A 26110-nucleotide genomic window follows, 5' to 3' on the forward strand; every position below is an offset into this window, starting at 1 on the left:
AACCGCGTGGTCGGCCCGCCTGTCACGGCAGGTCGAGCGACCCGTGGAGCACGGGGGCGCCTGCCTGCAAGGACGGCAGGAGGGCGGCGCCGCGCCCGTGCTGGACGAGGCGGGTCTCGGCGCGCCGCCCGCCGGGGCGCATACTGGCCTTATGGCCTCGTCCATGCGTCCCGCAGCCCGACTGCGTGAGCGGCTCGGCAGCGCGGTCTTCGCCCGGGTCGCCGGTCCCGCAGGGCCGCAGAACCGTGCACGCATCCATGAAACGCCCGGCCCGCGCTGGTTCGGCCCGGACCGGCCCATCCGTGTCGTCCACGGCGACGCGTCCATGTTCATCGGCGGACTGCGGGCACTGCTGCTCCAGTCGCTGCACCCGTTGGCGATGGCTGCCGTGGAGGCCCACTCCGGTTACCGCGGAGATCCCTGGGGACGACTCCAGCGCACCAGCACGTTCCTCGCCGTGACCACCTACGGAACAGCCGACCACGCACAGCAGGCGGTCGACCAGGTGCGCTCGGTCCACAGCCGGGTGCGCGGGACCACACCGTCCGGAGAGCCCTACCACGCAGCCGACCCGCGCCTTCTCGGCTGGGTGCACGTGGCTGAGGTCGACAGTTTCCTGCGCGCCCACCGGCGCTACGGAGCCGAACCGCTCGACGGCTCCGGGTACGACGGCTACATCGCCGATACCGCACGAGTGGCGGAAGCACTCGGCGTCCTGGACCCTCCGCGCAACCGCACCGAACTCGCCGCCCGGCTCGGGGCCTACCGCGGTGAACTGCGCCCGACGGAGGAGGCGCGCGCGGCAGCACGCTTCATCCTGCTCCACCCGCCTCTGCCCTGGCCCGCCCGGGTGCCCTACGCAGTCCTCGCCGCCAACGCGGTAGCAGCCCTCCCCCGCTGGGCACGGACATCGCTGGACCTGCCCCGGCTGTCCGGCCTGGCCGAAGCCTGCGTCACTCCGACCGGAGACGTCCTGACCGCCGCGATTCGCTGGGCCATGACTCCGCCGCGTGAGCAGCGGTGACGACGCGGCCCGTTCGATCCCCTGGCCGCTCCGGCGTCCACACACCATCCGAATGACGGCGTCCCTGCTCCAGCGGGGCCCGTGACCCCGGCTCTAGGGAGAGTGCGTGGCATCGGCGCCTGCCGGGGAGTCCGGTGCGGCGCCCAGAGGCAGCAGCTGGGGCCGTTTGGGGGTGCGGCCGTCGCCGGAGGACCGACCGCGCAGACGGCGTCCGAGCCAGGGACCGAGGAATGAGGCCGCCCACCGCAGTTCGGCTGCCGCGGCATGCCGAAGGGCGGGAGTCGCCTGCGGCGCCAGGGGTGTCGTCCAGGCGTCACTGCTTCCTGGCAGGTGGATCGCGTGCGCGACCGCTGCGGCAATCCGCTCATGGCCCAGCGGGCTGGCGTGGAGTCGGTCCGCACTCCACAGCCGTGGATCGGTGGCGACCGCGTGCCGGGCGGTTTCGGCAACCGTGACGCCATGACGGCCGGCTGCCGCACGGATACGGGCGTTGAGATCGAACACGCGGGACCTGACGGGTCGTGCGAGGGGCGCTATCTTGCCGACATCAGGGAAGGTCAGGGTGACCACGTGGGCGCCGGTGGACGTGAGCGCGGCGAACATCTCCTCCAGGTGACCGGCCACCTCCGCGGCGTCGAACCGTGGTCGCAGCAGATCGTTGACACCGGCGACGACGGTGGCCAGGTCGGGCCGCAGAGCGAGGGCAGGGCCCAGTTGCTCGGCTCGGACCTGGCCGGCGGCACGCCCCCTCACGGCCAGATTGGCGTACCTGAACTCCGGGTCGAGAGCCGCGAGGTGCTCGGCGAGCCGGTCGGCCCACCCCCGCAGACCGGTGCTGTCCTCGCCGTCGCCGAGCCCTTCCGTCTGGCTGTCCCCCAGGGCTACGTAACGCAGGTATTCACTGTTCGGCATGCGCGGTCTGCCTTCTCTCGAGGACGGCTGCGATCCGCAGGCACCAGTCCCGGTGCTCCTGCTCGAAGGCCACACCGCGCAGGCAGGTCAGGTACGGCCCGATCCGTTCACCTGAAAGCAGGAACTGCTCCTCGTCCGCGTCGCCGCGCAGCTTCCGCAGCACTGTGCTGAGCAGCTCGATCTTTGCCTCAGCCGCGGTCGCGCGCTGCTCGAGCTCCCGGATCACCGGCACGGTGCCGATACGGTCTGCGACCTGGACCTTGACGAGTAGGTCGTCGCGGATGAACGAGGGCTTCGACTCCGACACGGCGAACTTCTCCAGCACCGCACGACCGGCGTCCGTGACCCGGAAGAGACGCTTGTTGGGACGCGTCACCTGAATCACCTGGCGACCCGCGACGAGTCCTTCCGACTCCAGCTTGGCCAGCTCGGCGTACAGCTGCTGAGGCAGGGCGTGCCAGAAGTTCGCGACGCCGACGTCGAACGCCTTCGCCAGTTGGTACCCGCTGTACTCGCCGTCCAGGAGCGCCGCGAGCACTGCGTGCCGCAAGGCCATCCAGCCCGTCCCTTCGTCGTCCGTCGTCGCAGCATACTCAAGAAAATGACTATGCACATTCTTGAGTAAGGGCCGTGGCAAGCAGTGGGCTCATCTGCGCTTCGGCATGTGCTCCGGATCGGGAGCTCTGCCGCCTCCGGACGACGCTGTCCCGATGCCGCCGTGCACCTTCACCGTGTGCGAACCAGGCTCATCGCGAGCCCGGCGAGCAGCCGGGAGGCAGGTGTTGGGGGCCTTCGGACACCGGTGCGGGGCACCCTGCGCCTCGGCGCCGTACCGACGGGCCGAGGAGAGCCTCGGCCCGGAAACAGCGTGCGGGCCGGCCCATGCCGAAAGACTGCCCGGTAGGACGAGGGAGTGCGAAGACTGACTCCACCGACAAGGGAGAGTCGCTGCGGCGAAGGGGCGAACCGCTGCCCGGCAGTGGCTGCGACCACATCCCAGGCGCAGTCCGAGTCGGCGGCGATGGCACCGAAGAGCGGACCGGGCAAGAGCATCCGGGCGACGGCATGTCCCCGCGTGCGGTCGACGAACAGCCGCAGCGCGGCCGCGGAGAACACGATGGGCCTGGCGTTGGACACCGCCGGAAAGCCTTCCCAGAACGTGCGGCCGCCACCTTGGTGCGTCCGTCCGTCCGCGTACCGGGCCCCGGCGGGTGGCACTCATGCCAGACCCTGACCCCGAGGTGGACCAAGTAGGCGGCGTCGGCCGGCTCGAGCGTGGTGAGGATGAGGACGGAACGCTCTCCGACGAATCGGACTCCCGATACCACGGCCGCGATGGGCCCGTAAGCACCGAGCGCGTTCCCCGCGACGTGGCCGCGGCGGTCCGGCGCTCCAGCGCCAGGGCTGTTACCCGGTGACGAACAGCACGCTGCAGCCGAGGATGACGATCAGCGGAGACGCCGTGGCCACGAGGGCTTCCAGGGAGGAATGCCCGGTGTGGGCTGCCCTACCTTTCCGGTCGACCCAGGGCGTCACTACGGGACGGACTTCGGCCTGGCCACCAGTCAGCTGCTGCGGCGCGCGAGGCTGTAGACGAGGATCAGGACAGCCGCTGCCATCACCACCACGTGAAGCCACGCGGGTGCGGCTGAGGCGTCTGCGGCGAGGTTCGTCACTAACGGGGTCATCGTGTTCACTCCTTGTGTGTCGATGTCCAAGGTGGGCCCTTTGCCGGCGCTCAGGCGCGGGTCGCCACGTTCGCCGGGCGGGAACGGCCCCGACGGAGCGAAGCTTCCCGGTGCGCTCCGCCGGCCCGCCGTCCACGCGTCAGGCGTGGATGACGGGGCGGCAGTCACCGTCCGCCCGCACTCCGTCCGCTGCCGATGCCTGCGGCGTGCAACGCCAGCAAGCCCAGGCCGAGCAGTACTGCGTTCGCTGAGGCAAGAACTCCGATGCCTGTCAGGTCGGCAACGTTGATCAGGATTGCGATGGCGACGAGTACTGCCGCAGCTACCGCCAGCATCAATTGGGCTCCTTAGGTCTCTTGAAGCGCGTGTACCCCGGGACGCGGGAAGCAGGCACCCACGGATCGTTCAGCATCGAAGTGAGAGCCGAGCCATGGCTGGAACCGGGCTCCACCGGCGGGGACCCGTGGGCGCGTGGGAGGCGCGTCCACGCGTCGGCATGCTTCCTCTTGGGGCACTTCGCCGAGCCGATCACGCGGCCGAGAGGGCGCAGATCGCCGTCGGGGGCGCTGGACTCCGTGGTCTACAGCGGCTCTGCGGCCTGGGCGAGTTCGCGCACCGGGCCGGCGTTCACCGGCGCCTGCGCACGCGCGACCGGGCGGTGACGGTCTGGCCTCCGGCTCCGAGGGCCGGCATCAGCATGGGCAGCGGTAAGCGATGCCATCGATGTGTTCGGCGTGATGCGGACATGGATCAAGGCTGCCGATGGGCAGCAGCTCCCGGACATCCTGCTCCCTGCAGTATGTGTACGGGGGACAACCGGTGAGGGCCGCTACGGCTCGTCCGCTCCGCAAGAGTCTGCCGCCACCCTCCGCGTGGCCCACCGTCCCGCCGTTCCCCTCGCGGCAGTGGTGGCACTCGCTCCGTGCGCACCGGCCGGCGATGGCTCAGACGCGGTACCCGGAGCGCCAGGTCACAGGGCGTAGGAGCTGCGGAGTTTTTCACGCCGGGCCCACCGATCCGCGCGAACAGCCGGGATAGGGTCGCCGTCATGCTGAGACTCGGAATCCCTGTCATCGGTGTCACGGACGTCTCCCGAGCGGAGGCCTTCTGGACCGCGGCTCTGGACCTGGTGTCCGCCCCGGAGTGGCGGAGCGAGACATGGCGGACGCTCGAACACGCCGACGGCTCCGGCCAGGTGCTCGGCCTGATGCGCAGTTCGTCTCCGCCCGAGCCGCGCCCTCGCCTCCACCTTGACCTCTTCACGAGTTCGACGGAGGAACAGCAGGCGGAGGTACGGCGGCTGATCGGCCTCGGCGCGCAAGCCGTCGACTGGGACCTCTATCCGCCCGAACCGGATTTCGTCGTTCTCGCCGACCCGGACGGCAACGTCTTCTGCGTGGTGGACCTGAGCCGCGCACCCAGCGGTGGCAGCCGACCGGCGCCCTGACGCCTGCGTCGGCGTCTGAGGCGAGACGGTCGTTGTACGTACATCAGGTTCCTGCCGCGACGCGCCGGGCAGCCGGAGCGGCACAGGGGCTGCCGCTCCCGGCGTCCCCAGCCCGCGTCGCCAGGCACTGGGCTTGCCTTCCGTCAGCGTTGCGGCGCACCGCTTCGTCCGAGGCAGGCATCCGGAAGCCCGTCAGTCTACTTGCCCACGGCGTGGACGGCGTGGTCGCGCAGGGTGTCGGCAGCCGAGCGGGCCCCGTGCGCCTTCTCGGCCACGGCGGTACCCACTTTGTGCCCGGCCTTGCGGGCACTACGGCCGCCCGCGGTGGCCGCTGTCCGTGAGCGGTAGGCCAGCGAGGGCTTGCCATGGGTGTCCGCCGCAGCGATCAGCAGACCTCCGAGCAGGGACAGGTTCTTGGTGAACTGCACACGCTGATGAGCCCGCTCGTCAGGGTCCTCGGCGTTCCACCACGCGTGCCCTGCCAGGGTCGTGGGCACGAGCGAGGCCGCCAGCGCCAGGGCGGAGGCACGTGGGAAGCGACCGGCCGCGAGGAGGACGCCGGCGCCGAGTTGTACGGCGCTGTTGATCCTCACGAGACGCACAGTGTCGTCCGGCAACTGTGGAACGCGTCCGGCGACCGGCTGGGCCACCGGTTCCGCTGCGGCTGCCACGGAGTGCGGGTCCCGGAGGGTGCGCAGCCCTCCGGAGATGAAGACGGAGGCGAGCAAGGGACGGGCGGCTTTCCTGAGTATGGCCATGCTCCGCGCATGCCCGGGTTCGCTCGGAGCACGCGTCCGGTTTCCTCCGGTGCGCAAGCCGTGCCGGCACGTGGTGTTCGGGTCGCCCGGACTGTGGTGTGCACGTCGCGGCTCTGCGGCCCGGGCGGTGGGAGGGGGCCGGGCCGCGCGTGAACGCCCATGACCGCCGCCCGCAGTCCGCCGGGCCTGGCGACCACGTCACAGGCATGCCTGCGTTCGTCCTCCGAACACCTTCCGTGCGATGCTGAGCGGCACGTGGATCATGGTGGACAGCGTGAGAAAGTGCAGGGTGAGGGCAGTGCGGCGGCGGGGCGGGGCCATCATGTGGGATCGGTTCGCGGCGTCCGATCCGGGGTTGCTGCGCCTCACAGCGGGGCTGCGGACCGTCTCGGCGATCGCCCTCACGCTGGTGGTTCTCCTACCGCTCGGGACCGGCGTCACCCACCTGGTCGCCGGAGCGATGACAGCGATGACGGCCACGTTCGCGATCAAGGACAAGCTGGTCCGCGACCAGGCAGTGACGCTCGCCCTCGGTCTGCCGGTCGCGCTCGTCGCGATGTCTCTCGGCGCGCTGCTGACGTCCGAGGTCGTCGCCGGTGAGCTGTTCTTCGTCGCCCTCATCTTCGGGGCCGTGTACAGCCGGCGGTTCGGCGAAAGGGGGACGGCCCTGGGACTGGTCGGATTCCAGATCTACTTCCTCTCCCTTTTCGTCGGAGCCTCCACGGCCGGCCTGCCGAAGCTCTGCCTGACTCTGGCCATCGCCTTCTGCTGCAGTGCGGTGGTGCGGTTCGCCGTCGTCCCGGAAACACCAAAGCGCGTCCTGACACGGTTGCGCGACGCGTTCCGGACGCGCGTCGCTCAGCTCGTCTCCGCGCAGATCGAACTTCTGGACGCCGGCCCCGAGCAGTTGGAGAAGGTGCTCGACGAACTGCGGCGCCGCACCGCTCGGCTGCACGAGACCGCTCTCATGATCCAGGGCCGTCTGGAGGAAGGCACCCAGGACGCGGGTAAGGCGGCACTCCTGCAACGCCGGGTCGCCGACGCGGAGATCGCCACGGAACGCCTGGGCATGCTGCTGCTCGATGCCCGCAGCGCCGAGCGCGCCGACACCCTCACCCTTCATCTTCCGCACGCGCCTGTACCGCTCACCGGTGACTGGAGGCCTGCTGAGGACGATGTGACGATGGCCCTGCGCCGGGACCTCAACGCTCTGCGGCTCCTGGTGGTCCGGCCGGCGTCGAGCGACGAAGGCACCGCTGTCGCTCACATTCGCAACAGGCTGCTCGGTTACCGCGACGAGGAGAAGCTTCCCCCGGCGCCCGTGGGCATCCAGGACGCGTTTCGCGGCATCGGTGAGGCAGCCAGATCCGTCCTGGGGCTTCGCCTCGCGCTGGACGGGCCGCAGGACGAGGCCGACGACTCGCCGGCGACCACGCGTTCCCGCGAGGAATTCGACGCGGAGGACCTGGCGATCGGCTCCTCCGAGGAGTCCGTGGGCGATGAACGTGCCGGGTTGCAGCGTCCGAGCACGCGGGCGGCCTTCCAGGTGTCGGTCGGCTCGGTCCTGGCCATGATCGGTGGAGAGCTGCTCTCCAGCCAGCGCTGGTACTGGGCCGTTCTCACCTGCTGGGTGGTCTTCCTCAACACCGCGTCCACCGGTGAGATCCTGGTCAAGGGGTACCGGAGACTTCTCGGCACGCTGCTGGGCGCGGTCGCCGGTGTCGGGCTGGCCGGGCTGGTCGGGGACCGGACCTGGGTCGCGTTCGCGCTGGTCCTGGTCTTCATCTTCGCGATGTTCTACACCGCTCCCCTGTCCTACGCGGTCATGTCCTTCTTCGTCACGGCGATGCTCGGGCTTCTCTACACCCTGCTCAACTCCTACAGCTTCGACGTGTTGGTGCTCCGCATCGAGGAGACCGCCATCGGCGCGGCGTGCGGCGTCGTCGCCGCCGTACTGGTGCTGCCGGTGCACACCGACCGCCGCACCGACGAACTGCTGGGGACCGTCCTCGACCGGCTGGGCGACGTCGCGTCCGCCGCGGTCGAGCAGCTCAGCGGTGGCCCCGCGTCCGACCTGCTCAGCAGGGCCCGGAGCCTGGACACGGCGCTCGACGAACTGCGGGACTCCACGCGCCCGTTGACGTATCCCATCACCCCTCTGCGCGGCCGGCGGCAGACCGTCCGCTACCTGGTGGCGCTTCTGGAGACATGCGCCTATCACGCCCGCTCGCTCGCGGCGACCGCCGAACTCGTGCCGCACAGCAAGACCGTCGCGGCCGATCCCCGTCTTCTCCGGGCCGGGCAGCGCATCGCCCACAACATCGAGGTACTCGCGGCGCATGTCGCGGACGAGCACGCCAGGGGTGAGGTGCGGTCGGGTGCCAGTATCGCCTCGACTCTGCGGGAGACCGGAGCCGGTGGTGTTCCCTCGGGCTCAGTGGCCTTCCGCGTGCTGCGTCACCTGCAACGCCTCGACGAAGGTGTGGTGGGGCTGGCCCGCCCACTGGGCGTGCCGGTCGCCGAGCGCTCGGGGACGGCAGCCGTACCCGACTGAGGAGGCTCTTCGGCCGGGCGTCACGCGCCGGGCCGGCACGCGCTGGTTCTGTCCGCGGTGTACGCGGTGACCACCCAACGCCCTCCTCCCACCCGCTCCATCCGCGCCGTGGCCCCATGGCGCAGCGGCTGATCGGTCCGCGGCGGGATCTGCCAGCCGGTTGTCGTGTCGAGGGTCCGCCACCTCGTCTCGTCCACACAGTCGTTCACCGTCGCGGTGGGCGGCTGAGCAGCGGTTGCGAGCGCGGACACCTGCGGCTCATGTCCTGGTTCGCCGCGCATCGCCGTGTTCCCCTTCCGCATGCGCGCCAGATCCGCCTTCACCACTTCCAACGCCTCGGACGTCATGTACCGCTCCAGGTCCGTCCCCTCGACCGACGCCGCCCGGTACGCCTTCAGCCTCTCGGCCCACATCGACCCGTACGCCTCCAGCACCTCGGCCCCGGCCGACGCGTCACTCACCCCGGGGGCCGAGGGAGTGAGGGTGGCCGAAGACGCCGGCGCGCCGGAGGCGGCCGTGTGCGCCGACGACACGACCGGAGCGGGCTTCGAGTCGTCCTCTCCCCCCGCACCACCGGCGGCGCAGCCGGTCAGAAGGAGAACGAACGTCGCGGCACCGCACCGGATCGTTCCGTCCGCCCGGGACCACCCCTGCCTCGCCGTCACCATCAGGACTCCCCACTCGCCGGCCGACATCGGTCACCGGCCCAACGACGCCCGGCGTCATCAGGTCACGTACGTCGCCCGGCGTCGCCCCCTCGTCCCGCCGAGCGGGTCCGGCTCGATGTCGGACCAGGACATCGCTCCACGCACGTGCGTGGTCCCGCCGGGCGTCGGCCCGAGTGACCCCCTCGGCCGACGGCCGGGACGCCCCGACCCGTACCCGGCCGCCGCTCATCCCACGGGATGCGGTACGAAGTCCGGTGTGGACGAACAGACTCAGCCCGCGACCGTTCGCGTGTTCATCGCGCTTGCCCCACCCGATCATGCGAAGGAAGAACTGGCACGGGTGCTGCGCCCCTCCGGTCACACGCACCCGCACCTGCGGTGGAACCGTATCGAGGACTGGCACGTCACCCTCGCGTTCCTCGGTGAGCTTCCGGTCGAGACCGTGCCTCTCCTGCGCCGGCCCCTGGCCGACCTCGCGAAGGCCCACCGGCCGCCCTGCTTGGCACTGCGCGGCAGCGGAAGCTTCGACGACCGCGTGCTGTGGAGCGGAATCGACGGAGACCTCGACGAACTCCGCGCACTCGCCGCCGACGTGCGTACGGTGGTCAAGAGCTGCGGGATCGGCTTCGAGGACAGGCCGCTGCGCCCCCATCTGACCTTGGCCCGTGCCCGCCGAGGAGACCGGTCGTCGGTGGCCGAGGTCGCCGGCGTGCTGGCCGGATTCAGCGGCCTTCGATGGCCTGCCGAACGTCTGCACCTGGTCGGCAGCAACGCGGGCCGCAGCCGTGGACCGATCCACTACCGGGACATCGAGGCGTGGGCCCTCGGCAGCGGGCAGGGTGCCGCGCCGTGAGCGGGGCGCGTGGGGGCCGCCTGACGAGCGGTCCACGGCGGTGCGGGTGCCGCACGGTCCCGGCTGTGGAGCCGCGACGACCGGGAGCCGGAGTGAGCCGGGCTTAGACTGGATCCGGCACCGACGGGGGGCGGGACACATGACGGTCGATGCAGTGCGGTGGTGGGGGTCGGTTCTCGATTCCGTGGTGGTGTACGAGCAGGGTGCGGTCTGCCGACGCCTGGCCCGGGGCGTGGTGCCGCCGGACGGCCGGGTGCGCGTCACCGGTCTGCCCCGCTCGCTGGATCCAGGGTCGCTGCGGGCCGTCGTTACCGGCGCCCGCGGGATACGCGTCGGCGAGGCCCGGGTCGAGGTCGACGCCGAGCCACTCACTCACCGCGCACCCGAGGGACTGCGGGGCGAGGTCGAGCGGCTGCGCGCCGAGGTCTCGGCGGCACGGGGCCGCCGGGATCACCAGCTGATCCTGATCGAGGAGGTCAGGGCCCTCCGCCCTGTTCCGCCGGCACGCGGGCCCGGGGACACGCACCGTCGCACCCCCGTCGAAGCGTGGCTGGAACTCGCCGACTTCGTCGGTGAGCGGCTTACGGCGCTGCAGGCCCGCCTAGACGAGTTGGAGGAGGCGCTGTGCGGGGCCGAGCACGAGCGCGACCTTGCGGAGGACAGACTCGCACGCGCCTCCACCGACGCGCCGTCAGCACACGTCGGGACCACCGTCTCGGCTCTCCTGACCTTGGACGTCGCCCGCACCGGCGCACCGGATGACGAAGTGGAGATCGCACTCGAGTACGGCGTGCCGGGCGCCGTCTGGGTGCCTGCCTACCGTCTCGCCTACCGTCAGGGCGGGAGCAGCGGCCGTCTGGTGCTGCGTGCTTCGGTGGCCCAGCGCACCGGTGAGGACTGGACGGGCGTGTCCGTGGGCCTGGCCACGGCCGACCTGCGGCGCGGCACCGATCTGCCGCGCCTGCGTTCCCTCCGTATCGGCCGCCGTCAGCCGCCGTCAGCGCCTTCCGGCTGGCGTGAGCCGCCGGCAGGTCTCGCCGACCTGTTCGCCGGGTACGACACGGCCCTTCGTCAGGCTGCCCCGACCGCTGCTCCCGTCGCCGCTGCGGCCAGGACAGTCCCGCCGGGCCCTCCGCCGCCCGCGCCGCAGGCGTACGGCGGGCCTCCCCCCGCACCGGCCGTTGCGGGGGGTGCCCCGGCCGGGGGTTTCACGGGGATGCCCGCCCCCGCCCATCCGGCCATGTCGCGCAGGCGGGGTCCCGCCGCGGCAGCCCCTGCCCCGATGGCTCCAGCGGCCTTCGGCGGGGGTCCCCTGCCGGCGTCGTCTCCTCCGGTGGCGCCCGCCGGTCCACCGCAGCCGAGCGGCGCCGAGCTCGACTACGCCGCGCTCGTCCTGCACGGCCCCGACGAGCAGGGAGGTCGCAGGGGCAGGCTGTTCCCCGATACCCCCTCCGACGCGGTGACGGCCGACCACCGCCGCCGCGCCGAAGCGGTGGCCGCTCTGCCACTGCCCGGGTATGCGGTGCGGCCCCGCGAGTCGGCCGGTTCCTTCGACCACCGTTTCGACACCGCCGCCCGCGCCGACATCCCGTCGGACGGCACCTGGCACACCGTCACCGTCGGTGAGATCGCCGTGGGTATGCACACCGAGTACCTCTGTGTGCCCTCCGTCGAACAGACCGTCTACGCGACCCTGGTGCTCTCCAATGCCACCGGCCGGGCTCTTATGGCCGGCCCGGTGGAGGTGACCGTCGACGACGACTTCCTGATGACGGCCGCGCTGCCCACGCTCGCCCCAGGAGGTGTCCGAAGGGTCGGGCTCGGGCCGGCCGAAGGCATTCAGGTCATCCGCCGCACCGACGTCCAGGAGTCCACCTCGGGACTGCGTAACAACGTCACGGTGGTCGACCACCGTGTCCACGTCGAGGTGGCCAACCACCTCGCCGGGCCGGTCGCACTCGAGGTCCGCGAGCGGGTGCCCGTCACCTCCGAGCCGGACGTCCGGATCGAGGAACGAGCCGACTGGACGGTACCCGAGGACGGCCCGGGCCCGGATCACCATGTCCCCGGCACCCGTGTGTGGCGGCTGCACCTGCCCGCAGGCGGTGCCGCCGTGCTCGACGGCGGCTACGAGATCCGCATGCCGGCCGGCAAGGCCCTCGTCGGCGGCAACCGCAGGAGCTGACAGACGCCATGAGTACGAAGCCGATCGCCCTCCCCGTCACGGCCGTGACCTGTCTGGAGGACCGGGCCCATGTCGAGCGTGCCGTCGTGCTCGACCTGGAGGCCGGGGTCCAGCGCCTGCGCCTGGGACCGGTCAGTGCGCTGGCCGTCGACAGGACCCTCCATGCCGAACTGTCCGCCGATCACCCGGCGTCCGTGCTCGACGTGCGGATGACCCGCAGCTGGGGGCCACGCGGTCCCCGGCCCCCTGCCGACGACGACTCGGCACTGCGCAGGCGGATCCATGCCCTCACCCAGGAACGCGACGCCCTGCGGCAGCGGCGCGACCGCCTGGAGGTCCGCCGCGACCTGCTCGGCGGGCTGGCCGCCGACCTTCTGCGGGACATCGGTGAGGGTGCGGGCTCGGGCGAGGCCGACGGAGCCCGCTGGTCCGCCGAACTTGACCGGGTCGACGGCGAGCGCGTCCTGTGCGGTGAGCGACTGCACGACGTGGAGGCGGGTCTGGCGACTCTGGACGACGAACTCGGCCACGCCGAGCAAGCGGTACGTGCGTCCGAGGAGGAGCCCCCCGAACTCGTCGGCCATATCGAACTGACGGTGGAAAGTGCGGTCGCCGGGCCGGTCGGGCTGCGCCTCGGGCACCTCGTCCCGTGTGCGCTGTGGCGGCCCGCCTACCGGGCGGATCTCGATGGCGGGTCCATGACGCTGGAAACGGACGCGATGGTATGGCAGCGCACCGGCGAGGACTGGTCGGACGTACGGCTGACGCTGTCGACGGCGCGCTCCGCGCTCGCCACCGAGCCTCCGCGACTCGGCGAGGACCGGCTGACTCTCACCGAACGTTCCGTCGCGGAGCGCCGCACGGTGGGTGTCGAACTACGCGAGGAGGAGACCCGGGACCTCGGCGCTTCGCCGGTGCTCGGCCTGCCGGGCGTGGACGACGGTGGCGAGGCCCGGGTGCTGCGCTCCCCGGGGCAGGTCTCCGTGCCCGGTGACGGCCGCGCCCACCGGGTGCCGCTGTCCGCCTTCACCACGGTCGCACGCAGCGAGTACGCGTGCTCCCCCGAGCTGTCTCCCTTGGTGACACGGGTGGTGCGGTTCGACAACCAGGCCGGCCACGCGCTGCTCGCCGGGCCCGTGGACCTGGTCCGGGACAGCGGTTACAGCGGTCGCGGCACACTGGACTTCGCGGCCCCCGGCGCTGCCGTCGAGCTGTCCTTCGGCAGTTGCGACGACCACCGGGTGGTCCGCCGTGCCGAGGAATCCCGGGACACGTCCGGCCTCACCCAGCGGACCGTCATCACCCGCACGGTCCACCTGCACGTGTCCCGTTTTTCCGCCCCGGAAGAGCGCGACCACCGGCTGGTCACCCTGCGGGAGCGGATCCCGGTCTCCGAGGTCTCGGCGGTGGAAGTCCGTCTGCGCGAGGAAGCCTGCTCCCCTGCCCCCGACGTGGTCGATGCCGAAGGGATCGCCCGGTGGGACGTGGTCCTCCCGCCCGGCGGCCACCGCACGGTCACCCTGGTCTACGAACTGTCGGCGAGCGCCAAGGTCACCGGGCTCTGAGCGGCGGCCGACGCGACGCGCCGACCCGACGCCGCTGTCAGCTGTGGTACCGCACGTCCCTCACCTGGCAGGCCCCCTCCGGTGCGCTGCCCGTCGGCCTAGCCGCCCGCGCTCGGATGCCTGGGCAGCGCTGTGCCGTCGACGTACAGGTCGACCCGCTCGTTGTAGAAGGCGATCAGCCCGGCGATGCGGCTGACGTGGACGGTGGGGAAGTCGTAGGCCCAGGCGATGTCCTCGTGAGCGGCGATGTCGCTGTCGAACGACCAGTAGCCGCTTGTCGTGCCCTTGTACGGGCACCGGGTCACGGTGCCGGAGTGTCTCAGCCTCGCCAGGTCGACATGCGTGCGGTCGAGGTAGTAGCGGGTAGGCAGGCCGGTCTCGAACAGCTTGACGCAGTCCGGCGCCTCCGCCAGCACGGCCCCGTCCAGTTCCACTCGGACGCTGCTGGAGGAACGCAGGGCGTCCACGCGTGAGTACGGGCTCCTCGGGTGGACGTGGACCGGCTCCTCCTCCTCGAACCAGGAGTCCAGGGCCTCCCACTCGAAACGGACGGACCCGTGCAGGGCTGCCGGGGCGCCGTCGTCCCAGACCCATGCGGCGCCCTCGCGGACCTGGGCCCCGACCTTCAGCGTGTGACGTCGCGCCGGCCCGGCGCCCAGCTGTTCGACACGGCCGTCGTCGACGAGAACACCGTCGACCAGGTCCTCGACCGGGATGCTGAACTGCGGATAGGCGGGCCACTCCCACACGTACAGTGCGCGCCGCGTGTCGAAGACGCAGCGCCCACCGATCGTCGCCCGGACGCGCCGGGGCACGGGCTCGACGTGCCCGACCGGCGTGATGGAACTCGGGTACCGCACGCTCTCGTCCGCCATCAGCGGTCACCTCGGTCCACTCGTTCGCTCTCCGGTGTTCCGACGCCTCCCCCGTGCGGCGACCTGGTCGAGCAACCGCTTCGCAGGGCCGAAACCTCACCCGTTCATCCGAAATACTACTGAATGTCCCCATGCCGAGCAGCCGTTTCGTCCGAACTGCCGGAGGGGCTCACACGGTCACCTTCACGCACACGTACGAGGCACCGGGCAGGGACGCCACCACGGTGGTGGTGACGCCCCCGCCCGGGGCCCGTCGGACGGAGCGCGGTCATTCCCTCCGACGCCGCCCGGCCTTCTCGGTGCCACTGCCGGGCTCCGGCTCCTGCCGCCCACCGGTGCGCGTGAGCCGGCCGGCCCGCCGTGAGTGAAGGCGCGGGCCGGTCCCCCCATGCGCTGAGCGGGAAGGCAGGTTCCGCGCGCACGATGACGTGCGGCGGACGGCAGGACGGGACTAGCGGATCTCGGTGGTCCGCCGCTCCTTCAGTGCGGCGCAGTTGGAGTTCTCCACCGACACGTACACGTTGGCGATGCTTCCGCCCCAGCTCACGCAGTAGCCCTTGCCGTAGACGTAGGCCGGTCCCGCGTAGGAGGTGAAGTTGCCGTCGTCCCCGGCCCACTCGTCGGTGGCGGGGACGTAGATGTACGCGGACATCTGCTTGGCCGTACCCGGATTGGCGCGGATGGTGGCCACACAGTTCTTGCCGTTGGTCGAGTTGTACGTCAGGTAGACCGTGCCCAGGGAGCCGACGGGCACCGAGTTCACCGTCTTGTACGCCTTGCCGCAGACGCCCTGCGGCGTGACGTTCGGTGCGGCGGAGGCTGTCGCCCCGAACGCGACCGTGCTCCCCACCGCCAGTGCGGTCAACGCACCCACAGCCGCCGCATTACGAACGATTCTCATATTTCCCCCTTGCGTGCCTGAGAGCCGTTTGCTCCCACTTGATGGGACCCGCGAAGGGCACGGATGGTTGCACTGCATCCACGCAGAGGTACGGTGCGACCACTCGAAAGGGGCGGAGCCCGCGGGGATCCCGCTGGTCGGGCCGCCCTCGAAGCGGAAAAATATCTGGCACGGACGGTCTGCCCACCCCGGCCGGAACGGCCCTGCGGCATCCGGCCGGTCCGTCCCACCGACGCCGGGAGGACCGCGGGCCCTCGTCAACCGATCAGGAAGCCGGCTCCGGGAGAGGCGTACTCGACTGGGCCGTCGAACCGGGCCGCGGCGCGTGCCGTCGCCTGTCGTGGCGTGAGGAAGCGGCTGACATGCGTGACGATCAGGCGGCGCGCTCCGGCCTCAGCGGCCGTGTTACCGGCGTCTTCCGGCGTGTGATGCACCTGGGCACCCTCGGTGGGTACCTGTGCGTTCCCTGCTTCGCACAGCAGCACGTCGCATCCTGCGGCCAGTTCGACGAGGCTCGCACACGGCGCCGTGTCCCCGGAGTAGACCAGTGACCCGTCCCCGGCCTCGACGCGAACGGCGAACGCGGGGATACCGTGAGCTACTTCCCGGCTGGTCAGAGTGAGAGCGCCGACGCCGACCCGGTGGCCGTCGTACAGCTCGTGGACCGCGAAGGCGGACTCCACCGGGCTGCGGGCCGAGGTGTTGGTGAGGAAGTGTGCCAGCCGGTCAGCGATACCGGGCGGTCCGTACAGCGGGATGGGTGCGGTGAGCTGTATGTCCGCGTAGAGCGCGGCGTAGTAGGCGGTGAGCAGGTCGGCGCTGTGGTCGGCGTGGAGGTGCGAGATCCAGATCGCGTCCAGCTCGTCGAGGCGGAGGTGTCGCTGCAGCTGCGCCAGCGACCCGCTCCCCGCGTCCACCCAGATCCGGGTGCCGCCACCGGACACCAGATAGCCGGAGCACGGATTGTCGACACTCGCATAGGGCGTCGCGGAGCCGAGGACGGTGAGCTGGAGAAGATCGCCGGACATGTACAGAGCATAGAACGCTTGATCGTCGCGCAGGGGAGGAACGGCTCGTCCGTCCGGAGCCGGCCGTCAGGTCGACGCCCGCCCGACCGTCGGCGACCCGACCCGTGCGGCCGGCGCCGGTGATCGCAGGTTCCCCCGGCTGGGCCGGCGGCCTTTCCGCCCGACGTCCGCACCGGCCGAAAGACATCGGCTACTTTGCGGAACCTTTACCAGTGACCAGCCGTTGGCTGAGTGAGCGCACGGGCTCACGATCGACCACTCAGACGAAGACCGAGGTGACCTCAATGGCAGTGTGGGACCGGCTCAAGGATCAGGCCAGGACTCTGCAGCAGTCTCAAGGGGGGCGTGGCCCGGGAGCCGGACGCAGCGGGGGGCAAGGATCCAGCGGCGGCTCGCGTGCCCAGCTGGTCAGCACGCTGAAGACCCAGCTCGCTTCCCTCAAGACGGAGCTCAAGAGCGGCGCCTACCGCGACGCGAGCATGGCGATGTGCGCGCTCGTCGCGGCCGCGGACGGGCACGTGGACCCTGCCGAGCGTCAGCATGTGGAGTCGATGATCCTCGGAAACGACGTGCTGCAGAACTTCCCGCCGGAGCAGTTGCGCACGCGCTTCAACAAGCACGTTGACCAGCTGAGTTCGAATTTCCAGCAGGGCAAGGCCGAGGCGATGCAGGAGATCGCCAAGGCCGCCAAGAAGCCGACGGAGGCAAGGGCCGTGCTCCAGACCGGCATCGTCGTTGCCGGTGCCGACGGCGACTTCTCCCAGCCCGAGCACATGATTCTCCGGGAGGCCTGCACAGCCCTGGGACTGTCCCCTGCGGAATTCCAGCTCTGACGCGAGGCTGCGGGCCGTCCCCCGAGGGGCGGCCCGCAGCGTGTGGCAGTGACGTCCCGCCGGGCTAGGGGTGCCCGGCCTGGGTACACCGACGCATGTGTCCGAGGCAGGCGGTGCGGGCCCGGCCCTCAGGACGCACTGGACGACGTGGGTTTCCGGGGACCCGGCCGCCCCCCGGCGGGGAGCGCGCACGCGGGCGTGCCGCCGGGCATCTTCTCCCGATTGTTCGCGACGAGCCGGTAGACGCCGTGGGCGATCCAGCGGAGGGGAGGCAGGGTCAGCAGTGCTCCGACGACTGCCCAGCCTCTTCCCGCGTGGAGCAGCAGCTTGGCGACGGCCTGCGCGCCACCGTGGATCCCTCCTGCCGGGGTGATCCACAGCACTTCGAACTCGGCTCGCTCCCGGGTGGTTCCGAGCGAGTCCAGGTCCGCGAACTGCCAGGGGACGACCTCGCAGCGTGGCCGGACATACCGCTGGACGAATGTGACGGAGGAAGTGCAGAAAGCGCAGTCCCCGTCGTAGACGAGTACAGGTTGCGGCCCCATGACCTCATCATGCCGCAAGAACAGCCTCCGGGGCGTTGACGGCCGTGGCCGTACAGGCTCATCATCCGTTCCCTCGCTTTGCGAGTCACCCGTAGCGCAGGACGGCGTGGCGTCACGCACGGACCGGTGGGCAGTTCCCGTAGCGCGGTGAAGCCTCCCGCGCCCGGTTGGCCACTCCGGATCCGAAGCCTGTGTCCCAGGTTCCAGCATTCCGCCGCCGTCGACATCCAGTTCGAAGTAGGGCGCAGAGCCGCCGGTCCGCAGTCGACCGAGCATCGGACCCGCCAGACGGGGACCCGTTCGCCGAGGAGCCGATATCGGGTATCCGCCTGACACGAGGGCGGGTTGCCCTTCGAGCGACGCAAAGCTTAGGCTTACCTAACTTTTACTCGAGGGTGAGGTCTCGGGGGCTTCCGCGCGGAACCTTCGTGGTTCTTCGCGGCCCGCGCCCAGCACACCGAAGTCCTCGGGCCGGCAACCACCATCGGACACAAGGGCGCGGGTCCGTCCCGCCCCGGCACAGCGCACGCCATCGGCTCGCGCGCCCAGGGAGAACAACACCCATGGCCTCGCTCAACCTCCGTCTACGCCGCGTCGCCGCCACCACGGTGGCGCTCGCCCTCGGCAGCGCTCTCGCGCTGACCGGCACGGGGACCGCCACAGCGGCAACAGGCGCGCCGGCAGGCGGAGACCTGGCATCGGTTCCGCTCGCACAGGGGCTCTACCAGTCCGCGTACTCCGAACGGAACGACGTGCTCTGGGCGACCTCCGCCGTGGGGCAGCCGCCTGCCCCGGTCACGGGTTCCCGGCTGCTGCGGATCGATCCGGACAGCCTGGAGATCACTGCAGCCGTCACGCCTCCCCTGAACGGCACCGTCGAAGCCGTCTACGGCATCGACGTCGACGACGAGCACAACACACTTTGGGTCACCAACACCCGGAACAACTCGGTCGCTGTCTACAGCCAACGGACCGGAAGGCATCTCGCCACCCGGACGAACGTGAACCACTCACGCGAGGTCGTCGTGGACGAGAAACGCGACGTCGTGTGGGCGAGTTCCTTCGGTGACGGCGCTCTGGTGGCCTTCGACAGCCGCACGCTCAAGGAGATCAAGCGTGTCACCGTGGAAGGGAGCGGGCCGACGGGGCTGGCGGTGAACGAACGGACCGGCGCCGTCTACGCCGCCGACTTCACCAACAGCCGGATCATCGAGTTCGCCCCCGGGTTGAGGGCCCCGCGGCTCATCCCCACCGGCGGCGGGCCGCTCTCGATCGCGCTCTCCACCGACGGGCGCAGTGCCTACACAGCCGACCAGACCACGGGGACCGTTTCGGTCGTCGACCTGCGCAAGGGCACCGTCGTGAGGTCGGTGGCGACGGGTGAGGGTGCGAAGTCCGTAGCTGTCGACCGTTGTTCGGGCCGGGTCGCGGTCGCCAACAGGCTCGCCGGGAGCGTATCGGTGGTCGACCCGCGCGCGGGAAGAGTGGTGGGGAGCGTGACCACCGGCGCGTACCCCAACCATGTCGAGGTGACAGACGGTGGTACCGCCTTCGTCGTCGACAAGTCCGGCGCGGGGCCGGGCGGGGAGGACGGACTCACCCGTCTACGTCTGACCCCGCAGGCTGCACTCTCCGGCCCCCCGGCGGGGACACGGCCGGCCTGCTGAACTACGCCTCCTCGCGTACCGCACGCGAGACCGCCACGCTCCGCGCCGGTCACCATCGCACTCCCCCGCCGAGAAGCCCGGCTGCGGAGGACCGGGCCCGGCTGGACGGCCGCACCCGTGATCATCAGGGTCGGTAGCGGAGCGGGTGGTCGGCAGGCACCTCCGTCAGCACGATGCGGTGACCGTCCGGGTCGGTGATCCACATCTCGATGAGGCCCCAGGGTTCCCGCAGCGGCGGACGGAGAACGGCTGCTCCCCGGGCCGTCACCTCCGCGTGCGCCGCCGCGCAGTCGGCGACCTGCATCCAGAGCCGCAGCGTGTCGGTGGGCGGAACGTCGGAACGCCCTGAGACCTCCAGAAAACCCCCGCCGAGGAAGTACACCGTTCCACGGTCGGGGCCGGTCCCGAACTCTCGGTAGACGGAGAGCCCGAGGGTCCGCCCGTAGAAGTCGCGGGACATCTCCGGATCGCGAGGCCTCAGCAATACCCTGCTGCTCAGTACGTGAACCATGATCCCGACCCTACGCGGAACGGTGCGCCGGAGCGGCGCTCCTCACGCCTGCGCCCGCGTCCGGCTCAGGGAGCCTCCACTGCGGCCTTGATCCGCTGCCCGAAGGCAGGGGCGTCCTTCCTCGCGGCGGCCACGGCGAACCCCACAAGGAGCTTGCCCAGACGGTGGCCTTCCAGGTCATTGAAAATGCGCACGCGCGTCCTGTCTCGTCCCAGGGGTTCCAGGTCGTAGCCGCCTTCACGGGCCGTCACGAGATTGGCGGACAGTTCGTTCCAGCGGATGCGCGTCGGGGCGACCAGGTCACTGATCCGGAACGTCCGCCGGGTCGTCATGCCCGCGTCCTTCACCTTGCTGCGGAAGACGGTGCCCACCGCTGTCGGGCCGGCCGGGCTCTTGGAGATCTTCTGCACACGTGGGCTGAACTTCCTGTCGTTCTCGCCGTCCGCGAGGAAGGCGAAGACCTCTGCGACAGGGCGGTCGACATCGACTGTCGCCTCGAACCGGGCCATAGTGGTCCCCTCTCGTGCAACCGGCGCGGCACGCGGCGTGGCGCTCCCGGCGTGACGCTGCCACCAGGATCAGCGCTCCACGGCCACTCGGCAGCCGGGCGGGGCGATCCTGCATGCAATCGGGTGTTCTCACCGGGTGCCGGCGTGGGCGCGGCAGGCCGCAGGGCGGGGCGGCGTCGCGGCCGCGAGGCGGACGACGGCGGACGGGGCACGCTCCGCCGGTCCCCCTTTCCCGCGCATCGGCAGAACGGACCTGGGCGCGCCCGGCCAGGCCCGCACATGGGGGGCCTGCGGCGGACCGGGCAAGTGGTGGGGACGAGGGGAGTCGCCGCTGCGCGACGCCTGTGACGAGGACGGAACGAGTCCCTGCCGACGGGCTGCCCGGGGCCCGGTCGGCGGCGCGATGGACATGAGGCCTGCCGGGCCGCGCTCCTCGGCGAGTGCGGCGTCCCGTGCGGCGCCGTCAGTGGGCGATGGTATCGATCAGCTCTCGGGCGCCCTGACGCAGCAGGGCGACGGCCACGGAGGTGCCGAGGGTGGCGGGGTCGAGCGGGCCGGCCCATTCGTGCGCGTTGAGGACCGTCTTGCCGTCAGGGCTGAACACGCACGCGCGCAGGGAGAGGTCTCCGTTGCGGTGGGCCGTGGCGTATCCGGCGATCGGGGAGTTGCAGTGGCCCTGGAGGACATGCAGGAACATGCGCTCGGCTGTGATCTCCCGGTACGTCGCGGGGTCGTTGAGCGCGCTCACCGCGTCGATGGTCGACGTGTCGTCCTCGCGGCACTGCAGGGCGAGGACGCCTGCGCCGATCGGGGGGCACATCGCCTCCGGGGAGAGAATCTCACTGATCACGTCGGGGCGGCCGATGCGGTGGAGTCCCGCAGCAGCCAGGAGAAGGGCGTCGGCGTCCCCGGCGGCGAGCTTCGCCAGCCGCCGGTTGGCGTTGCCCCGGAACGGGATGCAGTCCAGATGGGGGTGCGACGCCGCGAGTTGCGCGGTCCGGCGAACCGATGAGGTACCGACGCGAGCACCGTCGGGGAGCTGGTCGAGGGTGAGCCCACCGGGATGGACGAGTGCGTCGCGGATGTCGTCGCGCTGGAGGAACGCGGCGAACGTCGTGCCCGCGGGCAGCGGCCGGTCGGCGGGGATGTCCTTGACGCAGTGGACGGCCAGGTCCGCCTCCCCGGCGAGCAGCGCGGCGTCGACCTCCTTCGTGAAGGCCCCCTTGCCGTCGACCTTGGAGAGATCACCCATCCATCTGTCGCCCGTGGTCTTGACCGGGACGACCTCGGTGACGGTTCCCGGGTGAAGGGCTGCGAGTTCAGCCCTGACTCGCTCGACCTGGGCCAGGGCCATGGGCGAGTCGCGCGAGACGATACGGATCAGCTCAGGGACGGACATGGTTCCCACGATAGACCGACACGCTACGGCTGTGGTCCATCGACGCGATCAGCGGCGGCGGGTGACCGGCCGCTCCAGGAGACGCACACCGCAAGCGCGCAGTCGAATTCCGGCCGCGCTGAGACGGCGCTTCTCGCGGCCTTCGGGCAGGCCTCACACACCCGCCGACGCGTAGTGCGCGGCCCGCCGGAAGGAGAAGTTGCTGCACCGCTGCCCGGAAGAGTCGGCGTCGCCAGGTGCGGACCCGGCAACGAGGTCGTTCCGCCGTCATACGGGGGTGGCTGGATAAGCGCCCTGTGGCCTTGCCTCATTCACTCGAGGGCTGTCAACGCCCCGGCGAGATCCCTAGCATGGGCTCCTCACGGACACCGACTTCACTCTCTTCGAACCGCGAGGCGCTGGATGAGCAACGGGGACACCTCCCTTCCGAAGACCATCGATGTGAACGTGCCGAGCGTCGCGCGGATGTACGACTACTACCTGGGTGGCAAGGACAACTACCCCGCCGACCGGGTGGCGTGTGAACAGCTCCTCGAACATGTGCCGAGCACGAAGGTGCTGGCGGTGAACAACCGGAGGTTCCTGCGGCGCGTCGTGCACCACCTGGCGTCCGAGTACGGGATCCGCCAGTTCATCGACCACGGTTCCGGCCTGCCGACGCAGGACAACGTCCATCAGGTCGCACAACTCGTGGACCCCGGCGCGCGGGTCGTCTACATAGACAACGATCCCATCGTCCTCGCACATGGCAAGGCCATACTCGAGGAGAACGACAGGACCGCTGTCATCCAGGCGGACATGCGGGACACCGAGGGTATCTTCGGCCACCCCGAGGTGAGCCGGCTGATCGACTTCGACGAGCCGGTGGCCGCCCTTTTCGTGTCCGTGCTGCACTGCATCCCCGACGAGGACGATCCCGCGGGTCTGGTTCGCAGGGTGGCTTCCCGTCTCGCTCCGGGGAGTTTCCTGGTGGTGTGCCAACTCGTGAGCGAGGACGCGGCCACCCGCGACTTCGTCACGGACTTCATGGCGAAGAGCACCGGCAATCAGTGGGGACGCGTGCGCCGGGAGGACGACGTGCGCGCGTTCCTGGAGGGCCTCGACGTCCTGGAACCGGGTCTGGTGGAGGTGTCGACGTGGCGGCCGGATTCGGACCTGGCACCCAGGCAGGCAACCCAGGAATGGATCGAGTACGGCGGCGTCGGCCGCAAGTGGTGACGCCCCCGTGACGGCGGGGCGGGGGTGCGGGGGCGAACACCCCGGTAAGCCGACCCTCTGACCTCGCCGGCGTCGGGCGGCGTCGGTCCGGCAGGACACAAGCTCCAGGTCGCGTCTCGGCCCACGGCGGTCAACCGCCTCCGGCGCGGTGGCCCGTCGGCCCCGGCGCCAGGTTGGCCGCGTCCGAGCTCCGGGCTGCCCGTCGGCCGGGCCGTCAGGTCTCTGATCGACATGGACGCCGCGACCTGGCTACGGAGCCATAACCGGGCCCTGACCGCGAGTAGCGACCCGAGACCCACTTTACTCAGCGGAGTGGTCGGGCGGACCGGCCGGCCGAGCTGTAGCGCTCGAGTGCCTGCCTCAACAGGTCTCTGCTCTCCACCGGGTTCGGGGACTGGGCGCTGAGCGAGTCCAGGATCCATCGGTACTCATCCGTGCTCTCCTGCTTGTTCACGGAAGTGGCGTTGGTCAGGTGCTCGATGTACGCGACGTCGGGGAGCCCGTCCATGGCGAACCGCAGATAGGTGATGCCGTTTCCCGGAGACGTGTGGGCGGTCACGTCGAAGGGGGCCACCTGCACGATCACATGCGGCGGTTCCGTCATGTCCAGCAGATGGGCGAGCTGCGCGCGCATCACCTCTGTGCCGCCCGTCGGGCGCATCAGAACCGCCTCGTCCAGCAGCACCCAGAGCTTCGGGGCGTCGCGTCGCTGCAACAGCTGCTGTCGTCTGAGCCTCAGTTCGACGCGGCGCCGGGTGATCTCCTCCGATTCGAGCGCGTGCCCGGAGCGCACCACCGCATAGGCGTAGTCCGCCGTCTGCAGGAGCCCCGGGATGTAGTGCCCCTCGTACGTACGGATCGAGGAGGCGGCCTCCTCGAGGCCGACCAGGGGCTCGAACCAGTCGGGCAGAACGTCGGCGTAGTTGCGCCACCACCCCCGCTGTCCGGCCCTGCGCACCAGGTCGATGAACTCGGCCGTCCTCACCGGGTCCGTCACACCGTAGAGCACGAGCAGATCGGCTGCGTCCCGCTCCTTGCACGGCGAGTGCCCCGTCTCCATCCGGCTGATCTTCGCCGTCGAACACCGGATCCGGTCGGCGGCTGCGTCGGGCGTGATGCCCGCCTCGCCGCGCATCCGCCGCAGTTGCGCGCCCAGAACCAGACGCAGCGCCGTGGGACTTGCCCCCGCGGCCGGGGCGAGCGTCGGCTTCCGTGACGGCTTGAGCGGTTCGATGCCGGGCATGCGGACTCCTGAGGGCGGACGTCTTCACGCCAGTGTGCCATCAGGAGCCCACCGAGGCCCGGCCGATGCGCGAGTGCCGTGCTTTTTCGGCCTGTTCTGACGAGAATTCAGCCGGTCATGGTGTCGAAGTCGCCGTCCCGGACGCCCGCGAGGAACGCGCGCACCTCGTCGCCGGTGTACACGAGGGCGGGGCCGTCGGGGTACCTGGAGTTGCGTACGGCCACCGCCCCTCCCGGCAGCAGCGCCATCTCGACGCAGTTCCCACTGGGGTTGCTGTGATGACTCTTCTTCCACTCCACGCCGGTCAGGGAGTTGGCGGGAACGCCGTTGTCGATGTGCTGCATGCGGTCCATTCCTTTTCGTCGCGCTGACTCGATCTGCTGTGCCACCAGCGTCCGTACCGGGTGAACAGGTGTTTTCCACTCACACCCGTGGGTGCAATTCCGGATGCAATTGCACCCACGCACGGACGGCGAGGATACTAGTGGCCGCCCGGCCCTCGAGGCACCACCGACCAGCCCACAGCGGAGGGTGATCAGCGCTCATGCACGCGGAGAGCGGACCACGTCACGGAGCAGCGGCCTTCCCGCCCAATTCGCCCGGGGACGGCCCGGATCCGCACCAGGAGCTCGCGCGGGATCTCGGAATCGGCGCCCCCGGGTTTCTCACTCGCGGCCTGGGGGCGGATGCGGAGGGTCTGCGGCAGGCAAGGGCGTTCGTGCGTGACGCACTCGAGGGGTGGGGCCTGCGCGCCTGCGCGGACGACGCTGCCCTTGTCGCGGGCGAGTTGGCCAGCAACGCGGTCTGCCACGGGAGGGCGGCCGCACGGAACGCCGGGCACGCCCGGCTCGGCCTCGCCTGTCAGGACGGGACCCTGGTCTGCGCCGTGAGCGACCTGAGCCCCGAAGTGCCCGTGCTGCGCCCCGCGGACGAGTTTCTGGAGCGCGGCCGGGGCATGCGCATCATCGACGCGTTGAGCAGTTCCTGGGGCTGGTCGCGTCCCACCCGGAGGGGCAAGACCGTCTGGGCCGTGATCCCCGTCCTCCGGCCATGATCTCCGCTCTCCCCGGCCCCGCGTCCTACAGCCCTGCCAGTGCCGTCCAGGCCTCCGCCAGCAGCGCATGCCCGAGCGGGGTCGGATGGACTCCGTCACCCGCGACGTACTCCGCCCCGCCGGCGGCACGCGCCGCCTGGTTGAGCAGGCCGTCCGCAGCCAGCAGGGCCGCGTCGAACTCCTCGGACAGCCGGCGGACCGCCTGGATCCTGGGGTCGAGGTCCTCTCGCCAGGCCCACTGCTCTTCGTGTACCGGCACGAGGAAGGGCTCGATGAGGATCAGCTGGGCGTCCAGTCGTTCCCGGGCCTGCGTGAGGATGGCACGGTAGTCGTCCTCGAACGCACGCGCCGTGGTGACCGCGCCGGTGGCGTAGCGGCGCCAGGTGTCGTTCACGCCGATCAGGACCGACAACACGTCCGGCTCCAGCTCCAGGGCGTCCTCACGCCAGCGAGCGCGCAAATCCGAGATCCCGTCACCGCTGACGCCCCGGTTGACGAAGGTGATGTCACTGTCGGGTCGCGCGGACCGCACGCGCTCGGCGGCCAACCGGGCGTAGCCGTTGCCCAGAGGGGTGTCCCGTTCCGTCAGCCGTCCGACATCGGTGATGCTGTCGCCCTGGAACAGGACGGTTGCTGAGCGGTGCAGGCTGATGGTCACGCGGTGCTCCGAACG

The 26110-nt window shown here is 70.7% G+C and carries 25 protein-coding genes; 10 read left to right on the plus strand and 15 right to left on the minus strand.

Translation table 11 applies throughout. The annotated features are described in order from the left end of the window. Positions 1–163: 163 nt before the first annotated feature. Positions 164–1024, plus strand: a complete 861-nt coding sequence (locus tag ACHFIV_RS13195; RefSeq protein WP_398967256.1) for an oxygenase MpaB family protein — start codon at positions 164–166, stop codon at positions 1022–1024. A gap of 93 nt (positions 1025–1117) precedes the next feature. Here ACHFIV_RS13195 and ACHFIV_RS13200 read toward each other — a convergent pair whose 3' ends face one another. The 4 genes from ACHFIV_RS13200 to ACHFIV_RS13215 form a co-directional block, all read right to left on the minus strand. Continuing rightward, positions 1118–1936 (minus strand): SGNH/GDSL hydrolase family protein, encoded by an 819-nt coding sequence (locus ACHFIV_RS13200; protein ID WP_398967259.1) that lies wholly within the window; start codon positions 1934–1936, stop codon positions 1118–1120. Continuing rightward, on the minus strand, positions 1923–2492 hold the full coding sequence (locus ACHFIV_RS13205; RefSeq protein WP_398967262.1) for a PadR family transcriptional regulator: 570 nt from the start codon (positions 2490–2492) through the stop codon (positions 1923–1925). Before ACHFIV_RS13205 ends, ACHFIV_RS13200 begins: the two co-directional genes overlap by 14 nt. Positions 2493–3501: 1009 nt before the next feature. Beyond that, entirely contained in the window at positions 3502–3624 is a 123-nt protein-coding gene (locus ACHFIV_RS13210; protein ID WP_398967265.1) for a hypothetical protein, read from the minus strand. A gap of 164 nt (positions 3625–3788) precedes the next feature. Next, positions 3789–3959, minus strand: a complete 171-nt coding sequence (locus ACHFIV_RS13215; RefSeq protein WP_398967268.1) for a hypothetical protein — start codon at positions 3957–3959, stop codon at positions 3789–3791. Between the two features lie 713 nt (positions 3960–4672). Here ACHFIV_RS13215 and ACHFIV_RS13220 point away from each other — a divergent pair. Beyond that, entirely contained in the window at positions 4673–5071 is a 399-nt protein-coding gene (locus tag ACHFIV_RS13220; protein WP_398967270.1) for a VOC family protein, read from the plus strand. A gap of 197 nt (positions 5072–5268) precedes the next feature. Here the strand turns inward: ACHFIV_RS13220 and ACHFIV_RS13225 are convergent, their stop codons facing one another. Continuing rightward, positions 5269–5829 carry a DoxX family protein gene (locus ACHFIV_RS13225; protein WP_398967272.1) on the minus strand — a complete coding sequence of 187 codons (561 nt, stop codon included), beginning with the start codon at positions 5827–5829 and terminating at the stop codon, positions 5269–5271. Positions 5830–6151: 322 nt separating this feature from the next. On the opposite strand from ACHFIV_RS13225, the gene ACHFIV_RS13230 reads away from it, so the two are divergent. The 4 genes from ACHFIV_RS13230 (at position 6152) to ACHFIV_RS13245 (ending at position 13654) form a co-directional block, all read left to right on the plus strand. Next, a complete protein-coding gene (locus ACHFIV_RS13230; protein ID WP_398967275.1) occupies positions 6152–8383 on the plus strand; it encodes an FUSC family protein in 2232 nt (743 codons plus the stop codon). Between the two features lie 924 nt (positions 8384–9307). Beyond that, positions 9308–9904 carry an RNA 2',3'-cyclic phosphodiesterase gene (gene thpR / locus ACHFIV_RS13235; protein ID WP_398968198.1) on the plus strand — a complete coding sequence of 199 codons (597 nt, stop codon included), beginning with the start codon at positions 9308–9310 and terminating at the stop codon, positions 9902–9904. Positions 9905–10043: 139 nt separating this feature from the next. Further along, the gene (locus ACHFIV_RS13240; RefSeq protein WP_398967277.1) at positions 10044–12089 is read left to right on the plus strand and encodes a DUF4139 domain-containing protein; all 2046 of its coding nucleotides are present in this window, start codon (positions 10044–10046) and stop codon (positions 12087–12089) included. A gap of 8 nt (positions 12090–12097) precedes the next feature. Next, complete coding sequence (locus ACHFIV_RS13245) at positions 12098–13654, plus strand: mucoidy inhibitor MuiA family protein (protein ID WP_398967279.1); 1557 nt, start codon at positions 12098–12100, stop codon at positions 13652–13654. A 98-nt stretch (positions 13655–13752) separates the two neighbouring features. Here ACHFIV_RS13245 and ACHFIV_RS13250 read toward each other — a convergent pair whose 3' ends face one another. From ACHFIV_RS13250 to ACHFIV_RS13260, 3 genes are all read right to left on the minus strand, one after another. Then, on the minus strand, positions 13753–14529 hold the full coding sequence (locus ACHFIV_RS13250) for a DUF427 domain-containing protein (RefSeq protein WP_398967281.1): 777 nt from the start codon (positions 14527–14529) through the stop codon (positions 13753–13755). A gap of 451 nt (positions 14530–14980) precedes the next feature. Further along, positions 14981–15430, minus strand: coding sequence for a spore-associated protein (locus ACHFIV_RS13255; RefSeq protein ID WP_398967283.1), 450 nt, complete (start codon positions 15428–15430; stop codon positions 14981–14983). A 257-nt stretch (positions 15431–15687) separates the two neighbouring features. Continuing rightward, on the minus strand, positions 15688–16458 hold the full coding sequence (locus tag ACHFIV_RS13260; protein ID WP_398967285.1) for an MBL fold metallo-hydrolase: 771 nt from the start codon (positions 16456–16458) through the stop codon (positions 15688–15690). A gap of 284 nt (positions 16459–16742) precedes the next feature. On the opposite strand from ACHFIV_RS13260, the gene ACHFIV_RS13265 reads away from it, so the two are divergent. Beyond that, complete coding sequence (locus ACHFIV_RS13265) at positions 16743–17291, plus strand: tellurite resistance TerB family protein (protein ID WP_398967288.1); 549 nt, start codon at positions 16743–16745, stop codon at positions 17289–17291. A gap of 128 nt (positions 17292–17419) precedes the next feature. Here the strand turns inward: ACHFIV_RS13265 and ACHFIV_RS13270 are convergent, their stop codons facing one another. After that, on the minus strand, positions 17420–17836 hold the full coding sequence (locus ACHFIV_RS13270; protein ID WP_398967291.1) for a thiol-disulfide oxidoreductase DCC family protein: 417 nt from the start codon (positions 17834–17836) through the stop codon (positions 17420–17422). Positions 17837–18399: 563 nt separating this feature from the next. On the opposite strand from ACHFIV_RS13270, the gene ACHFIV_RS13275 reads away from it, so the two are divergent. Continuing rightward, a complete protein-coding gene (locus ACHFIV_RS13275; protein ID WP_398967294.1) occupies positions 18400–19503 on the plus strand; it encodes a YncE family protein in 1104 nt (367 codons plus the stop codon). 124 nt (positions 19504–19627) lie between these two features. On the opposite strand, the gene ACHFIV_RS13280 is transcribed toward ACHFIV_RS13275, so the two are convergent. The 3 genes from ACHFIV_RS13280 to hemC all read right to left on the minus strand — a co-directional run bounded on the left by ACHFIV_RS13280 (position 19628) and on the right by hemC (position 21922). Further along, positions 19628–20014 carry a VOC family protein gene (locus ACHFIV_RS13280; protein ID WP_398967296.1) on the minus strand — a complete coding sequence of 129 codons (387 nt, stop codon included), beginning with the start codon at positions 20012–20014 and terminating at the stop codon, positions 19628–19630. Positions 20015–20079: 65 nt separating this feature from the next. After that, the gene (locus tag ACHFIV_RS13285; protein ID WP_398967299.1) at positions 20080–20523 is read right to left on the minus strand and encodes an SRPBCC family protein; all 444 of its coding nucleotides are present in this window, start codon (positions 20521–20523) and stop codon (positions 20080–20082) included. Positions 20524–20986: 463 nt separating this feature from the next. Further along, the gene (gene hemC, locus ACHFIV_RS13290; protein ID WP_398967301.1) at positions 20987–21922 is read right to left on the minus strand and encodes a hydroxymethylbilane synthase; all 936 of its coding nucleotides are present in this window, start codon (positions 21920–21922) and stop codon (positions 20987–20989) included. A 402-nt stretch (positions 21923–22324) separates the two neighbouring features. Here hemC and ACHFIV_RS13295 point away from each other — a divergent pair, with 402 nt between their 5' ends. After that, entirely contained in the window at positions 22325–23140 is an 816-nt protein-coding gene (locus ACHFIV_RS13295) for an SAM-dependent methyltransferase (protein ID WP_398967304.1), read from the plus strand. A 304-nt stretch (positions 23141–23444) separates the two neighbouring features. Here ACHFIV_RS13295 and ACHFIV_RS13300 read toward each other — a convergent pair whose 3' ends face one another. After that, entirely contained in the window at positions 23445–24383 is a 939-nt protein-coding gene (locus ACHFIV_RS13300; RefSeq protein WP_398967307.1) for a helix-turn-helix domain-containing protein, read from the minus strand. A gap of 107 nt (positions 24384–24490) precedes the next feature. After that, on the minus strand, positions 24491–24727 hold the full coding sequence (locus ACHFIV_RS13305; RefSeq protein WP_398967309.1) for a DUF397 domain-containing protein: 237 nt from the start codon (positions 24725–24727) through the stop codon (positions 24491–24493). A gap of 374 nt (positions 24728–25101) precedes the next feature. On the opposite strand from ACHFIV_RS13305, the gene ACHFIV_RS13310 reads away from it, so the two are divergent. Continuing rightward, a complete protein-coding gene (locus ACHFIV_RS13310; RefSeq protein WP_398967312.1) occupies positions 25102–25437 on the plus strand; it encodes an ATP-binding protein in 336 nt (111 codons plus the stop codon). A gap of 25 nt (positions 25438–25462) precedes the next feature. Here ACHFIV_RS13310 and ACHFIV_RS13315 read toward each other — a convergent pair whose 3' ends face one another. Continuing rightward, a complete protein-coding gene (locus tag ACHFIV_RS13315; protein WP_398967314.1) occupies positions 25463–26095 on the minus strand; it encodes an SGNH/GDSL hydrolase family protein in 633 nt (210 codons plus the stop codon). Between the last annotated feature and the right edge of the window lie 15 nt (positions 26096–26110).

This window comes from Streptomyces sp. ALB3, from assembly GCF_044385685.1.
Classification (GTDB): Bacteria; Actinomycetota; Actinomycetes; order Streptomycetales; family Streptomycetaceae; genus Streptomyces.